This is a genomic window from Cystobacter fuscus (assembly GCF_002305875.1).
Taxonomy (GTDB): Bacteria; Myxococcota; Myxococcia; order Myxococcales; family Myxococcaceae; genus Cystobacter; species Cystobacter fuscus_A.
This window is the reverse complement of sequence record NZ_CP022098.1, coordinates 9758155-9773307: the sequence shown is the minus strand read 5'-3', so window position 1 is coordinate 9773307 and position 15153 is coordinate 9758155. Positions and strand designations below refer to the sequence as shown.

Sequence of the window (15153 nt, the reverse complement as noted above, 5' to 3'; positions counted from 1 at the left end):
TCCCGGTGGTCGACGCGTTCTCTGGAGGCGACGAAAGCACGATGGGATTCTTCGATACGATCAAGGGCGAGTCGCAGCGCAACTTCATCGCGCGGGCCGACGAGGCGAAGGGCGAGATTGTCTACAAGTATCCGGAGAAGAACGTCCGGATGCTCACCCAGCTCACCGTCGACGCGGACGAGGTCGCCCTCTTCGTGAAGGACGGCAAGGTGGAGGGGAAGCTGGGACCGGGCCGGCACCAGCTCGACACCAAGAACATCCCGTTCATCGGCCGCCTGGTCGAGGGCTTCACCGGTGGCAACCTGTTCATCGCGGAGATCTTCTTCGTCTCCACGCGCGAGTTCACGGGCCTGAAGTTCGGCGGCCCCATCGGTGACGTGCGCGATCCGGAGACGGGGCTGGGCATCGGGACGATGGTGTACGGCGACTTCTCCATCCGGGTGACGGAGCCGGAGAAGCTCGTGGTGGGCCTGGTGGGCATGGGCCGCGCCAACAACGCGGAGTTCGTCAGCTGGTTCAAGAGCCAGGTGCTCAAGGTGACGCGGGATCGCATCGCCGAGCTGCTGGTGAAGAAGCGCTGGCCGCTGCTGGACGTGACGAGCGGTGCGTACACCGAGGAGATCGAGACCGAGGTCATCGCCGGGCTCAAGCCGCATGTGGACACCTACGGCCTCACCGTGGTGCGCATGGGCAACTTCCACGTCAGCATCAAGGAAGAGGATGAGGCCACGCTCAAGAAGCTCTCCAAGGACGTGGCCTACTCGCGGCTGGCCGGTGGCTTCCAGCAGTACGCCCAGGGTCAGGCGATGCTCGGCGCGTCCGAGGGCATGGCCAAGGGCGGTGGCGGCTCGGATGGCGCGCTGCAGGGGATGGGCATGGGCATGGGCTTCGGCATGGCCCAGATGTTCGCCAACAACCAGAACCAGCAGCAGCCGCAGTTCCAGCAGCCCCAGCAGCCTCCTCCCGCCGCGGCCCCTCCGGCCGACACGCGCAGCCCGGCGCAGCGGCTCAAGGAGATCAAGGAGCTCAAGGACGCGGGCGTGCTCTCCGACGAGGAGTACAACGCCAAGCGCGCCGAGCTGATGAAGCTGCTGTAGTTCCGCACACCCCTTTCCGGGTGGCTCACTCCAAGGCTTCCGTCCGTGTTCCGGGCGGAAGCCTTCGTGCTTTTCGGGGGTCCTCGTTCAGGCTGGGCGTCAGGACAGCAGCGGCCACAGCCACGACAGGAGCGGCAGGGCGCCGAGCACATAGCAGGAGGCGAGCAATGCGCGGACGAACAGCCGGTGGTCGCGAGCCCGTGGCCGGCGCGACAGGCTCGCCGGGATGAGCAGCGCGGGCAAGCCGAGCACGACGAAGAGCAGCGCGGGCAGCGCATGGGGGCGGCGGGCGTACTCGAGGTGCTCGAGGAGGTTGAGCGGATCGGCGCGCTGTCCCGAGGCGGTGAGGCCCACGTGGCACCCCTCGGGGCCCAGCAGCGTGAGGCCCCGGCGCGAGGGAACGAGGAAGCCGGAGGCGAGGTGGGTACAGGGCCTCTCGAGGCGCGCGACGGCGGCCAGGGCCCCGGTGCCTTCACCCACCCGGAGCAGGCCATCCGCACCGGACACCGTGTTCCACCGCTGGCCGCGCCATTCATGGACGAGGCCCTCTCCCGGTTCCGGTACGAAGCGGGAGAGGGTCTCGAGCCGGGTGTCCCCGACCACCAGGGAGGAGGGCAGGGGGTGCAGCCCGGAGGGCGGAGGTTGCGCGGGAAGGATGCTGCCATCGGGTTCGAGCCGGTGGGTGGCCGGCAGATTCGGCGGGCGCATGCGTCCGGCCACACGCAGATCGAGCCCGGCCAGCACCTGGAGGGACTGTCCGGCGGCTTCGCCCGCCCCGCTCTCCTCGACCTCGCGCAGGGTTCCTCCGTCCTCGACGAGGAAGCGCCAGCCGCGGAAGCTCGCGTTCCAGGCCGCGCGCACGACGCAGTCCGTGCGATCCAGGCACATCTCCTCGCGGGTGACGATGCGGGGCAGGTCCCTGTCGCCCACCCGGACGAGCACCGCGTCCGCGGCCCTGGCGCGCGTGTCCTGGCCTCGCGTGGGCGCGAGCGCCACCTCCAGCCGATAGCCCGCCCAACCCAGGCCGAGCAGGCGGCTGCCCGCGCCACCCGGAAGGCGCTCCGGGAGCTCCCGCCAGCCCTCCGCGTCCGCCACGGCCGCGACCAGCACGTCCTTCCCTCCGCCCGGCACCAATGTGCGAGCGCTCGCCCGGTAGACGATTCCCACGCGCCCGCCAGGCCCCGGAAGCAGGCCCTCCACCCGATCGAGCGCCAGGAACTCCGGCAGTGGCTCCAGGAGGCGGGCTTCTCCGCGCCGGGGCAGGAGGAGGGCGAAGGTGCCGGTGGGCAGGTCCGGCGCGGCCGGGCAGGGGAGCCAGACCCGGTCCTGATCGACGAGCAGGGGAAAGCGGGTGACGCCGCCACAGCTACTCGGGGTGGAAGCGAGCGGCTGGCCGGTCGCACCCCGCCAGCTCAACTGGCGCGCACCCGTGGGGTGTTGGGGCCAGAGCGCCACGAGGCCGAGCACCGCGGCCCAGAGCAGGCCAGCCGCGCTCAGCGGCAACCAGGACAGTATGCGAAGGAAAACCACCAGCCCGAGGACGCGCGAGCCGGCCCTCCTCTTCCCGACGGGACGCCCGGTGCGCCCCGGGAGTCCGCGTCAGCTCTTCTTGGGGGGCTCGACGACGATGGCGTACTGGAAGAGCGACTTGCGCCACAGGGCACGTGCCTCGGCTCCGTGATCCAGACACTTCAGTGACGCCGCGAGGGTCCAGTTGCGCGCCTTGACGGCGGCGGTGAGCTCCGGGACCTTCGTGCTGAAGCTGTACGGGCCGCGGTTGTAGGCGATGTCGAGCAGCGCACGGCGCACACAGAGCGGGTAGCTGTCGAAGTGGGGCTTGAAGGTCTCCCGGATGACGGGAAGGAACTCGGTGTCGAGCCGCTTCTTCACGAGGTCGCGGATGAACTGATCCGTGAGCGCGATCATCGGCCGCTGGGCGTACTCCGTGAACCACATCCCTTTCTTCATCTGCTTGACCTGCTGGAACGCCGTCGCGATCTCCTCCTGTGTCGCCGCCCGGCCCGCGTCCTTGTTCTGGAAGGGCAGCGCCTGGGCGTCCTTCACGGATTGGAGCAGGTTGCCCGCGCCCACCGTCACGTAGCCCTTCGTGTCCAGGTACATGTACGCGACGATTCCCTCCCAGGCGCAGAGGTCGTTCCACATCTCCTCGAAGGTCATCGGCCCCTTTTGATCTCCCGCGTTGGCGGGCGGCGCGGGGATGGTGATGATCCCCGATTTGCGCCGCTTGGGCCGGGGGGGCCGCGGCTCCGTCTCGACCGCCTCTCGCGAGCACACCCAGTCCGCGTCGATGTCCCACGTCAGCTCTTGTCCCTTGAACGCGGAGAACGTCGTGTCGTCGAAGTCCAGATGCGCGGCGATGGGGCCTCGCTTGCCATCGCGACTCGCGGCTGGAAGCGAGAGGATGGCGAAGGCGGGGGCCAGGGGAAACTCACCGGCCGCGGGCCGTGTGAACATCCAGTGCCGCTCTCCCAGATAGCCCTCGAAGATGCCGTCCGAGCCCAGGGGCAGCCGGACGGCCGCGGAGTCGTGGCTGCTCAGCAGGGGCGTCTTGGACCTCGGCTCCACGAGCGCGACGTCGATTTGAAGCTCCGCCCGGGGGGAGACGCCCGAGAGCTTCCCGCTCACCTCCCACGTCCCCTCGATGGAGGGGTCGTATTCGATCCGGAAGTCCTCCAGCTTGGGCCTGGGGACCGTGAGGAAGTTCTTGTTCTCGAGCAGCAGGGTGGGGGCGCCACCACTGTGTTTTCCCCAGAGCTGCCAGGCGAACTCGAAGGCGCCGACTTCCTCCTGCCCCACGTCCGCCAGTTGATGGCAACTGTCGTCGGTGAACCCGATGGCCCAGGAGCGCGACAGCGTGAAGAAGTAGCCCGGTGTCCACGTGTGGGTGAAGGCGTTGCGAGGCTCCGTGGCCGCGATCTCGTCCGAGCCCTCGTCACTCTCGAAGACGCGCAGCTCGAGCTCCGCCTGCTGGAAGACCAGCCCGAAATTGGGCGTGAAGGTGATGCGCTCGCCGAGGAGCCTCTTCTCGGGCAGGCGCACGTGGATCTCACACGTGTTGTTGAAGTCGACGGCGGGTTTGAAGGTCGCCGTGTCCGCGTGGGGAAAGTCGGGGGTGAGGGAAAAGCCCAGCTTGCCCCTCCCAATCAATTGCTGGGCGAGCACGTCGACGATGGGCGTTTTTCCGTTCACCTCGACTTCGAACCGCCCATCGGGCTGGATCTTCATCATCACCTCCCCATCCACGGGGTAGGAGAACTCCTTGCCCTCGCGTGACACCAACCAGGAGAGGGCACATTTCCGATTGCCCGGAGGGAAGTGCTTGCTGGAGCCCTTGATGGGAAAGCTGATCGTGAGGGGCATACCGGACTGGAGGCCCATCGATGCCAGGGTGCCCGGCGAGTCCAGGGTGATGGACGTGCGTGGAACGAGCACGAAGGGAATCGAGGCCCGGTAGCCGGCGCTCAGGCTCACGGTTCCCGGCTTCTTCACCTGCTCTTCGGTCGTGGCCATGATCAGGCTCCCAGCTCCTCGGGGTTGATTTCAGGAGACGTCCTGACCTCGACGGCGATGCCCTGGACGTCGACCGTGTCGCCTGTCCGCGTTCCCTTGGGCGCCCAGACGAAGCGGAAGGTCCCCGGGGTCTTCTTCAGGGCGCTCTTGAGGACGTTGGCCTCGAATGCGCCCGTGTCCGTACAGCATCCGTAGTGGGAGGACTGTTGGCTCGCTTGAATCTTGTAGCGGATCAACTGGGTGATGCCGATGTCCTCCTGCCATTGACCCGTTTCGTCCTTCCGCTCGCAGGTGAGGTGAAGGGAGACGTCCGTGGGCAGGTGGCTGGCCTGCCCCAGGAACCGGATGCTCTTGGCGCCTATCTCGTGTTTGAGCTCCTCGAAGCGGGGTTTGAGCTCCACCGTCCACGAGATGCCGGGGGGAGGAGTCGTCACCTTGTCGGGTTGGGAGATCTCGGCCGAGAACTCGAGTGTTCCGCCCCAGCGGCCCGGCAGCAGCTTGCCCTTCTTGTCCTTGAACAGATCCCACTCCGCGCTGACCGTCGAGCCGACGAGCTTGCCCTGCTGGAACGTCTCCCCACCCAGCTTGAGCTTGATGACGGGAGCGGCCGCGGTCCATTGCTTCGCATCGCCATGGAGGCGGACCGTCGTGTACAGCTTGCCTCGTCCCATCTTGAGGGAGACGTCGCCGAACTCGAACCTGCCCACGGGGGGCAGGAGCTTGTCCGCGACGGCCTCCAGGAAGTCATCGCCACAGGCGGACTTGATGTCCTCCAGCGAGGCGGTGAGCAGCTTTGTCACATCCCCCACGGGCGAGTCCTTGTCGGCCAGCACCAGGTGTCCGCCATTGGGAGCGATGAAGCGGGGACGGACGTGAAGCTTCTCTCCCTCCGCGGAGAGTGCTTTTTCGGCGAGGAGTCCCAGGGCCGGGCCCGGGTCGAACTCGAAGAAGAGCGAACCCGCTGATTCGGGTTGCTTATAGGTGATGGAGATCGCCGAATTCGCCGCGTTTCTTTCCACGACGAAGAAGGTCGAGGCACTGAGTTGAGCGAGCTTCTCCTCGATGATGTCGAGTTCTGGCGCGGCACCCGTGGCCGTTGACACGTCCAGGGTCAAGCCGCCTGGGTACAGACGTTTCACCATGGGCAGAACAGCCTTGTCCCGCCGGTTCTTCGGCCGACACGCCTCCTTCAACTCCTGGATGCGCTGTGCGAGTGGAACTGCCAGTTTGAACTGCGTCTTCACGTCACCAGGGAAAACCTCCCCGAATCGCCGGTGGCTCACGAAGTCCTGGAAGGAGAAGTCCGCCGTGATCTTGGGATTGCTCTTCTCCTTCTCCCTCCCCACGATGAAGTCCCCCTGGTACTTGAGCCCTCGCTCCACCCGCTCCAATGGAGGCCTGTTCGCGACGACGGGAATGGCATACGCGCCATACGTCGGATCGGGCATGCCCTCCTTGAGTTCCATCCAGTACTCGAAGAGCACATAGCCCGCGAGCGCGATGGGCCAGTTCTTGCTGAACTTCAAACTGCCCATGACGAGTGGTCGCGTGCCGCTATTGGCGCCCGGCGCGGTTTTCCCGGCACCGAGCACGAAGGTCTGACTTTCCAGCTCGGGTCTGACTATCTGGAGGAATGTCTCCCCGGATTGAATGGGCTCGAATGATTGTTGGGCCCCATCCGTGGCATGCATCCGCCAATCTCCCCAGAAGGGGAAGGGCGCACGAACCATCGCCACGCCTTCCTGGTAGGCCGTACGGCCCAATATCTGGGGGGCGTGGAGCGCAGCTCCTTCTCCCGCCGGGGTTGCCCAGAACAGGACGTCCGTAGCGTTCGTTCCGTCCGTGGTGCCGTAGCCATGCTGCACGAGAATCGAGAGCAGCTTTACCCCGACCGCGGGCTTCTCTTCCTGGTAGAGGAAGCCGAGAAACAGCGGCTTCTGGGTGCTCTCATCGCGCTTCAACGTCGCCGGTGGCCAGGTCTTCTTGAATGCAATGGCCTCCTTTTCGAGGAGGATGTCAATGAGCCAGAGAGTCGTCACCGGATGCACGTTGAGGGTAGTCGCGGTCTCGGGCAGAAGATGTTCGCCTGAACCGAAAATACTTTTTTCCTGCGCTTCGGCTCCCAGAACGGGGACCTCTCCGTAGGGATCATCGTCGTTCTTCTTCCGCGACCACCAGCTCAAGGGCCGGATGTTCTTCTTCCATGCGGCGAAGACCGTCGGGCTGGTGGTGTCGACGAGATCGTCGAGGTGGCCGGCTTCCCGGCGTGCCTCCAACTGGGTCTCGAGACCTTCCGGGGTCCACTCATTCAAGTGATCCAGCAAGAGATTGCGCCAATGGTGGGTGGCGGTCATCTCCAATAACTTCAGGCGGTTCTCGAGCCGCTTGGGACGCGGATTTTCGTTCGCCGCGGGCTCGGGCTTGTCGAGGAAGAAGTCTGGAGACCAGAGATCGAGCGTGTCTGCCTCGGCGGGAACGTTCAAGGTGACCTTGCCCTGATCCGGCTTGAGCTTGAGCGTCTCCGTTTTGAGCGAGACGTTTCCCTTGAAGTAGGTGACTGTCAGAGAGCAGTTGCCCGTGGCGTCCCCTTTGTACTGATAGGCATTGTCCAGGACGATGTCGAGTGGGTAGGTGAACTGGGGCGCCGTATCCGGACGGCCCGGGAAGAAGGTCTTTCCCTCGTTGAAGTGCCTCAGGAGGACGTCACCGTAGGTGTCTGACGTCAGCTGCTCCGCAAGCGCCTCGCCCGTGGTTCCAAGTATCTGCTGGAGCTCGTTGGGCACGTCTCCCTTTTCGGCCGAGGGCATTTCCAGGAAGTTGTCCTGCCGGAGTTCCTTGACCGGTTTGAAGAGCTTGTTGAGTCCGGCCCGCTCGCGAAGGAGTTGGATGCCGCCGTCCTGCGTGCTGGTGGAGAACATTTCCCAGTGCAGGTATCTGGCGGCCGTACCCTGTTGGGAGGAGGGCGCCTGTCCCTCGAGGGGCTGGTTTGCGCTGATGAATCCGATGGTCTCACCCGCGGCCACGGGGAAGAGCGCGCGATCGAAAGTGACGATGGCGCCCGCTTGAAGCGCCTCGATGGCTTGACGGACATCCTCGGGGGTCGATTTGCCCAGTGCGATGACGTTGTTCCCCCGCTGGGCGGGCAATGGCGATTCCCGATCATGCACCTTGAACGAGGTCGCCCCCGGGCTCAGTTCTTCCTTGGACCAGAATGTCTTCCCCACTTCTGGGCTGCGGGGGTCGAGGTTCACCACTCCGCCAAACCGCATCTTGAGGAGCGAGGCCAGCCATGGGGCCTCCGCGGGGTCTGGAGTGGCCGCGTCCCAGTTGGGAGCCGCGAGGTGCATATAGAGGCTGTAAAGGGTACGCGCCTGAGGGGTGCTTTCCGGTGCGGCCGCCGCCTGCCCGTCCGCCGAGCCGTTGCCGGTCTTGTCCAGCAATTCGTGCCGGAGCAGGACGAAGCCGAGCGGACGATCATCCGTGACCCGGCGGACGTCTCGGTTGTCTCCTCCCTTTCCGGGTGACATGAGGCGCGCGGCCACGATGTATCCGGGCATGGCGGCATGGACGGGCGTCCTGGTGGCGGTGGCTTCTGGTTCCAGATGGACGCCGCCGTGCAGGTTCTGCTGCAGGCCGACAGGGAAATACCCGCCTTTCCCCCGCTCATTCAGGTAGTAGTACTTGAGGGGTGATTCCCGCCTCTGCTCCACGCTGAACGGATAGAACACCTGCGGTGGATCCTCATCGGGGACACCCTCGATGGTTCCGCGCAGGTACTCGAAGTGCATGTAGTCGTGGTACTTGCCGCCCCAGTTGAAGCCGAATCCCTCCAGGATCGCCACGATTCTGGGATGGAGGTCGAACAGGGCTCCTTTCTTATAGGGATTCGTCTCCCAATTGATGTCGATGGCGCTTCCAAAGGCGTGATTGGAGAGCAGGTCCTTCTTGGCTTTCGTCTTGCTGCCGTAGGGAATTCTCTCATCGAACGTCTTGAGTTGCCGGTCCCGTTCCGCGCAGACGATGTTCCAATTGGCCGAGAAGCCCTTGTCCTTTCGTAGGTCCGCGTACTCCGGGCGATTCGCGAGGGCCTCTCGAACACTGGGGTTTTGTTGGTAGCGGAAGAAATATCCGCCGACCTGATAGATGGTGTAGGGGAGGTTCTCGGACCGGATCTTCTCGAAGGCAGCCAACAGGAGATGGGCCAGTTTCCGGTTGAACTGCACGGTAACGGTCTTGTCTTTCTGTGGACCGATCCCTGGCAGCTTCACGTCGACGATGTGATTCCGGCTGAAACTTTCGAGGACGGGATTCTCGAGAACCCGCGCCGTCTTCTCGAAGCTACCGGTGATGCTGTCGCTCTGGAAGTCGTTGTGCACCAGGCGCTTGCCATAGATGCGCTCGAGCTCCGCGTCCGTCGTGTATTTGTGTGTGGGTTGTTGGTGGCTGTAGCTCACGGGGTCTTGACCTCGATGAACTTGCCGCTCTTCCACTTGAACATGGACGTGGGTTTGCCGCTTTCGGCGACGCTGCGCACGATCTCGGGCACGCCGTCCTTGTCGACGTCCTCGACACCCAATACCTCGGCTTCGGGCCCTCCCTCGTTCACCCAGTCCATGGACTTGAGCTTCTTCTTCTTGCTCGTGTCGTAGGCGCGCAGGTTCACCGAGGTTCCTCCGCCGGGTGATGAGTAGAAGTGCTCGAAGATGAAGACGCCTGGTGTCACGGGATGGATGCAGGTGGTGACCCGGCCGGCATCACAGGGCGCGGAGACCGAGTCAGTGATCAGGTTCTTCTTCCCGTCGCAGGACACCACAGTGAGCTTCTTGGTGAGCCGGCCACGGACACAGGCCGTGGTCGCTCCAGCTAGAATCACCTTGTCCTTCTCCATGAGCCAGGAAGACGGGTTGATGACTGGATTGTTCCCGTCTACCTTGCAGGAAAAGGTTTCACTCACCAGGTAGGGACCCAGACTCGCCAGGTAGGGCGGGTAGGCACCCGTGTAGAGATAGGTCATCTCCTCGTAGACCTTTTTCAATGCTTCTTCACCCTCTTGCTTGTCCGTGAACCGGCCCACGGTCCGGTAGGTGATCCCCTTTCGGGCGAAGAGGTAGCGATCTCCTGGGAGATCGTAGGGCTCGAACGGATTCGCGGGATCGTACGACTTCAACGGTTGTCCGTCGTTCTTCCGTTCCCCCACCTGGATGGAGAGACCCTGCTCTCCCCATTCCGAGTCACACAGGCGCTCCTCCGCGTGGACCGGTGCTGGCGCCACCCCGAGCAGGAAGGACACCGCGGACGTCAGAAGAGAAAGGCCGAACATCGAGCGGGAGGTGGCGTGCTTGTTTGGGGTGCGCATGTCTGTAGTCCTGGATTGGCTGAACCGGACGGTGCTCGAGAGCCGCTCGGACATCGGGGGTTGTTGGTGGCTGTAGCTCACGGAGCCTTGACCTCGGTGAGCTTGCCGTTATTCCACTTGAGCAGGGACGTGGGTCTGCCGCTCCCGGCGATGCTGCGCACGATTTCGGGGACGCCATCCTTGTCGACGTCCTCGACGCCCAGCACCTCGGCCTCGGGCCCGCCTTCGTTCACCCAGGACAAGGCCTTGAGCTTCTTCTTCTTGGCCGTGTCGTAGACCCGCAGGTTCACCGAGGTTCCCGCGCCAGGTGCTGAGTAGTAGTGTTCGAAGATGAAGACGCCCGGAGCCAGGGGGTGGATGCAGGTAGTGATCCGGCCGGCCTCGCAGGGCGCGGAGACCGAGTCGGTGAGCAGGTTCTTCTTGCCGTCACAGGACACCACGGTGAGCTTCTTGGTGGTCTGGCCCCGCTCGCAAGCCGTGGTGGCCTGCCCCACCAACAGCACTTTGTTCTTCTCCATGATCCAGGAGGCGGGGTCGATGACGGGATTGTCCCTGTTCACCTTGCAGGTGGAGGCGTCGTTGACCAGGTAGGGACCCAGGCTCGTCAGATAGGGCTTGTAGGCCCCCGTGTAGAGGTGGGTCATCTCCATGTAGACCGTTTTCAGCGCCTCTTCGCCTTCCTTCCTGTCCGTGAAGGTGCCCACGGTCCGGTACACCACTCCCTTTTCGGCGAAGAGATAGCGATCTCCCAGGAGATCATAGGGCTCGAAGGGCTTCGCGGGATTGTAGGACTGCAACGGCTGTCCATCGTTCTTCCGCTCGCCGATCTCGATGGTGAGGCTCTTGGCTCCCCATTCCGAGTCACACAGGCTCTCCTCCGCGTGAGCCAGTGCGGGCGCCATCCCGAGCAGCACTGACGTCGCGAGCGAGGGGAGGAGCAGCGAGCGGGAGGTGGCGTGCTTGTTCGCGTTGCTCATGCCCGTGGGTCCTGGGGTCGCGAGGGATTACCGCCAGTGCTCGAGGATCTGGAGGACGCCTTGGGGTTGGGAGCGCGTCAGCACGAAGGCGGCGATGTCGGTGAGGGAGCCGCCCCGGGGGGACATGGCCCGATAGGCGATCACGTCCTCTTGCCCGTCTCCATTGAAGTCTCCCGTGGCCCACCACTCCAGCAGTCCAAAGGTGTCCTGGCCGGTGACCTCGAGGCTGAAGGCGTTGCGCTCGCCTTCCCTCGGCTCGAAGTGGAGCGCGGGCTCGGTGGCGCTCCAGGACTTCCCCTGCCGCTCACGCGCCTTGTCTGGAGCCGCCTCGCCGAACTCCGGCGCCAGCGCCGCGGGGAGGACGTCGCCCGGGGACTTGAGCTTGAGAATCTCCCTCACCTGGCTGGTGCGTGAAGGACGGGCCGTGGTGAGCGCCTTCAGCACCCGACACTGGAGAAACTGGAGCTGGACGATCTCGGTCTCCTGCTGGGTGACGACGTCGACGTCATTCGCGTCCACGCCCTCGATGTCCGTGCACCGGCGCAGTTCCCGCGCCTTCTTCTGGGGGAGCCGGCCCTCCATGAGCGCATAGGTCTGGGGCCATTCGCGGCGCAGGGCCGCGGCGGCCTCCTCGGGCTTGGAAATCATCTCGAGTCCCGGCAGGACCTGGACGGGCAGCGAGGTGGCCTGGGCAGGGGCTGGGGCGGGGTTGCCCGCCTGGGTGTCACGAGCTCCCTCCGCCGGAGTTTCCGACGCCCGCTTGCAAGCAAGGGGCCCCATCCAGGTGAGGCAGAGGAGTGAGAGCAAGACAGGGCGCGTGCGCCGTTCGACGTGCACCGGGGTCCTCCTGGGGAACTTGGGTTCGGTGGTGGACGAATCATATCGTCCATCGCCGAACTCCGGGGGCTCTGGGCGGGAGAATTCTCACCCGGAGGCTGGATCCACTCGCGCTCGGAGCGAATCGCGAGGCCGTGCGACCCGGACTACAGTGCCGCGCCCCCTATCGCGGCCTGTTGGAGCGAGTCCGCTCCCTCGAGTTCATGGCCGTGGGAGAGACATCGCCATGTTGCTGACCACCCCCCTCGGGCGCTTCCGCGCCGTCGCCTTCTGGGAAGGACTGTCCTTCCTCGTCCTCCTCCTGCTGGCCATGCCGCTGAAGTACCTCCTGGGCATGCCGCAGATGGTGCGCGGGGTGGGCATGGCGCACGGTGTGCTGTTCATCGCGTACGTGTACACGCTGATGATGGCCGCCCTCGAGCACCGCTGGGGCTTCACCCGGGTGGTGGTGGCCTTCGTCGCCTCACTGGTTCCGGGCGGGACCTTCTGGCTCGATGCCCAGCTGCGCCGCGAGGAGCGGGCCGCCGCGCTCGAGGCGCGCTAGCCCGCCGGGGCCGGAGGGTTCTCCGGGGCAGGAGCGCTCTCGGGCTCAGCCGGAGGGCCCTGGGGGGCCGCCGGGGGGCTTTCGGGCGCCGCGGGAGGGCTCTCGGGCGCCACCGGTGTCTCGGGCTTCGGTGCCTCGGGAGTCGGAGCCGCGGGCGCCTCATGCGTTCCCAGCTTCATGGGCACGCCCAGGGTGGTGCCGAGCCGCAGCAGCAGCACGTCCGGGACGATGCCCCGGTCACCCAGGGTCTCGGCCACTTCACGCGCGGAGAGGGCGTTGCCGTGCGCCCACAGCTCTTTGAGGAACGTGCCCGCCTCCGGGCTGTGCCACCACGCGGGGCCGAAGCGCGCCTTGAGCTGCCCCTGCAACTGGCCCGCGAGGAACCACGCGCGGAAGTTGTCCGCGGACTGGAAGAAGTCCTCCTGGTCCACCTGGTAGCGCGCCACGTCGTCGTCCGTCGCCGGCAGCGCGTCCACCCGGGAGATGATGGCCCGGTACAGCTCGCGCGCCTCCACCGTCTCGCCCTGCCGGTGCAGCGCGAGCTGGTAGAGCAGGCGTCCCGCGGCGCGGCGGATGAGGAACAGCTTGTGGGAGCTCGTCGCCGCGAGGAACCCGGCGCGCTCCCTGTCCTTGAGTCCCGCGTGCTCCTCGAGCCACACCGGGTCCTCCATCAGGTCCTCGAAGAGGGCCGCGTAGGCCTCGGTGACGGTGGGGTTGCCCAGCTTGGCCAGCTCGAAGCGCGGCTCCTTCGTGAAGGCGTAGTGCAGCGCGTGGCCGAACTCGTGCAGCATCTTCGCCTGCTCCAGCGCGCCCCCCACCGAGCGCACCGACAGCCGCACGTCCCCGGGCACCCGGATGCCCAGCGCCAGCGGACGCGGGTTCTTGCCCTTCACGTCCTCCCGGGCGTCGATGCGCACGTTCTTCATCTCGCCCAGGTCGATGTTCATCCCGGCCAGCGTGCCGTGGGCGCGCAGGAGCTGCTCGCCCTTGAGGAAGAGGCCCTCCACTTCCCGCGAGCGGAACAGTCGCGGCAGGTCCGCCCGGGTGAGGCTCGCGTAGGGCATTCCCAGCTCGCGCTGGGCGAGCCGCTCCATCACCTCCTTGTAGGGCGCCTCGGTGGCCTGGAGCACCTCCTCGGCGAGCACCCCCAACCGGTCCAGGTCCGCCTGCCGCAGCTCGCCGCCAAAGGCCTCGTAGGAGGAGTAGCCCAGCTCCTTGAGCAGCTCCTCGGTGCGCTCGGCCCGGCGGCGGATGAGCGGGGAGAGCCGCTCCAGGGCGGGCGTGGCCGCGGTGTAGAGGGCCTTGCGCTTGAGCGCGCTGCGCTCGTTGGCCAGCCGCCGCTCCAGCTCGTGCCAGCGCACCTCCTGGCCGTCCACCTGGAAGCTCAACGAGGCCTCCAGGTTGGCCAGCGCGTCGTTCACCTCGGCGAGCTGCTGGGACAGGTACTCGCCGGCGAAGTGGGCCTGGAGCGCGGTGAGCGCCCTGATCTCCCGGGGCTCGGTGGTGCGCTGGCGCAGCTGCTCGATGTCGCGGATGGCCTCGAGGGTGAAGAGCGCGTCCTGGCCGGCGTACGTGGCGGCCATGTCCGCCCGGGCGCCTTCGGCCCAGTAGTTCCACACCAGCAGATCCTGCGCCTGGAGCAGGGCCTCGGCGGAGGAGGCGCTCTGGGCCACGCGTGTGGCCAGTTGTTGTTCCTCGGTGGGGGGCGGAGGGGGCTTGGGAGTGGTGGCGCACCCCGCGTGGAAACCGAGAGCGACGCTGAGGATGAGTGCGGGAAGCCTTGGGCGCATGGGGGGCGCAATGTAACTTCTGCGGCGCCCATGCCCAATTCAGTGCAGTGGCGCTCGGCCGCCGCCCGGCAGGCCCTCTATGGCGCCCTTCGCCGGTTCTTCACCCAGCGTGACTACCTGGAGGTGGACACGCCCCTGCTCGTTCCCACCCCCGGGATGGAGCCCCACATCACCGCCTTCGAGACCCCCTTCGTCCCCGAGACGGACGTGGGTCGGCGCCGCTCGCTCTACCTGCACACCAGCCCCGAGTACGCCATGAAGCGGCTGCTCGCCGACGGGTCGGGTCCGCTGTTCCAGATCTGCAAGGTGTTCCGCAACGGCGAGGTGTCGCGCACGCACAACCCCGAGTTCACCCTGCTGGAGTTCTACCGGCCCCAGGCGGACTACCACGCCATCATGGCGGACCTGGAGGGGGCGCTGGCGGAGGCGGATGGCGCGGTGGGAGGGGATGGGTTCTTCACCCGGACGCCCTACGAGCGGGTGTCCGTGCGGGACGCGGTGCTCCGGGCCACGGGCGTGGACTTGCGCGCCTGCCCGGACGGGCCCTCGCTCAAGCGGGCGGCGGAGGCGGCCGGGGTGCGCACCGGGGACTCCGTGCTGTACGACGACGTCTTCTTCCACCTCTTCCTGCAACGGGTGGAGGGGGGCCTGGGACAGGAGCGTCCCACCTTCCTCACCGAGTACCCCGCGTCCATGGCCTCGCTGGCGCGGCTCAAGCCCGGGGAGCCCGCGGTGGCCGAGCGCACGGAACTCTATGCCCGGGGGCTGGAGCTGGCCAACGGCTTCTCCGAGCTGACGGACGCGGGGGAGCAGCGCGCCCGACTGTTGGAGGAGCAGGAATTCCGGCGGAACACGGGCCGGGCCGTCTATCCGCTGGACGAGCGCTTCCTGGACGCGGTAGGGCGGATGCCACCCTCGGCGGGTATCGCCGTGGGGCTGGATCGTATCCTGATGTTGATGTTGGGCGTGGCGTCCATTTCGGACGTGCTGCTGTTTCCCGCCCACGAATTCGTTGAGTGAC

The 15153-nt window shown here is 66.1% G+C and carries 10 protein-coding genes; 3 read left to right on the top strand and 7 right to left on the bottom strand.

The window, feature by feature from the left end:
* Positions 1-41 precede the first annotated feature (41 nt).
* Positions 42-1097, top strand: coding sequence for an SPFH domain-containing protein (locus tag CYFUS_RS39545; protein WP_095989901.1), 1056 nt, complete (start codon positions 42-44; stop codon positions 1095-1097).
* Positions 1098-1196: 99 nt separating this feature from the next.
* On the opposite strand, the gene CYFUS_RS39540 is transcribed toward CYFUS_RS39545, so the two are convergent.
* From CYFUS_RS39540 to CYFUS_RS39510, 6 genes are all read right to left on the bottom strand, one after another.
* Positions 1197-2600, bottom strand: a complete 1404-nt coding sequence (locus CYFUS_RS39540; RefSeq protein ID WP_198316300.1) for a hypothetical protein — start codon at positions 2598-2600, stop codon at positions 1197-1199.
* A 96-nt stretch (positions 2601-2696) separates the two neighbouring features.
* The gene (locus tag CYFUS_RS39530) at positions 2697-4628 is read right to left on the bottom strand and encodes a hypothetical protein (RefSeq protein ID WP_095989898.1); all 1932 of its coding nucleotides are present in this window, start codon (positions 4626-4628) and stop codon (positions 2697-2699) included.
* A gap of 2 nt (positions 4629-4630) precedes the next feature.
* Positions 4631-9082 carry a M15 family metallopeptidase gene (locus CYFUS_RS39525; protein WP_157758923.1) on the bottom strand — a complete coding sequence of 1484 codons (4452 nt, stop codon included), beginning with the start codon at positions 9080-9082 and terminating at the stop codon, positions 4631-4633.
* Complete coding sequence (locus CYFUS_RS39520) at positions 9079-9984, bottom strand: hypothetical protein (RefSeq protein WP_232537077.1); 906 nt, start codon at positions 9982-9984, stop codon at positions 9079-9081. The genes CYFUS_RS39525 and CYFUS_RS39520 overlap by 4 nt, the downstream gene beginning before the upstream one ends.
* Before the next feature lie 77 nt (positions 9985-10061).
* Positions 10062-10961, bottom strand: coding sequence for a hypothetical protein (locus tag CYFUS_RS39515; RefSeq protein WP_095989896.1), 900 nt, complete (start codon positions 10959-10961; stop codon positions 10062-10064).
* Between the two features lie 27 nt (positions 10962-10988).
* Positions 10989-11798 carry a hypothetical protein gene (locus tag CYFUS_RS39510; RefSeq protein WP_095989895.1) on the bottom strand — a complete coding sequence of 270 codons (810 nt, stop codon included), beginning with the start codon at positions 11796-11798 and terminating at the stop codon, positions 10989-10991.
* A 229-nt stretch (positions 11799-12027) separates the two neighbouring features.
* Here CYFUS_RS39510 and CYFUS_RS39505 point away from each other — a divergent pair, with 229 nt between their 5' ends.
* Positions 12028-12342, top strand: a complete 315-nt coding sequence (locus CYFUS_RS39505; RefSeq protein WP_155893319.1) for a DUF3817 domain-containing protein — start codon at positions 12028-12030, stop codon at positions 12340-12342.
* On the opposite strand, the gene CYFUS_RS39500 is transcribed toward CYFUS_RS39505, so the two are convergent.
* On the bottom strand, positions 12339-14132 hold the full coding sequence (locus tag CYFUS_RS39500) for a chromosome segregation protein SMC (RefSeq protein ID WP_095989894.1): 1794 nt from the start codon (positions 14130-14132) through the stop codon (positions 12339-12341). The genes CYFUS_RS39505 and CYFUS_RS39500 overlap by 4 nt on opposite strands.
* Before the next feature lie 30 nt (positions 14133-14162).
* On the opposite strand from CYFUS_RS39500, the gene epmA reads away from it, so the two are divergent.
* Entirely contained in the window at positions 14163-15152 is a 990-nt protein-coding gene (gene epmA / locus CYFUS_RS39495) for an EF-P lysine aminoacylase EpmA (protein WP_095989893.1), read from the top strand.
* Position 15153 lies beyond the last annotated feature (1 nt).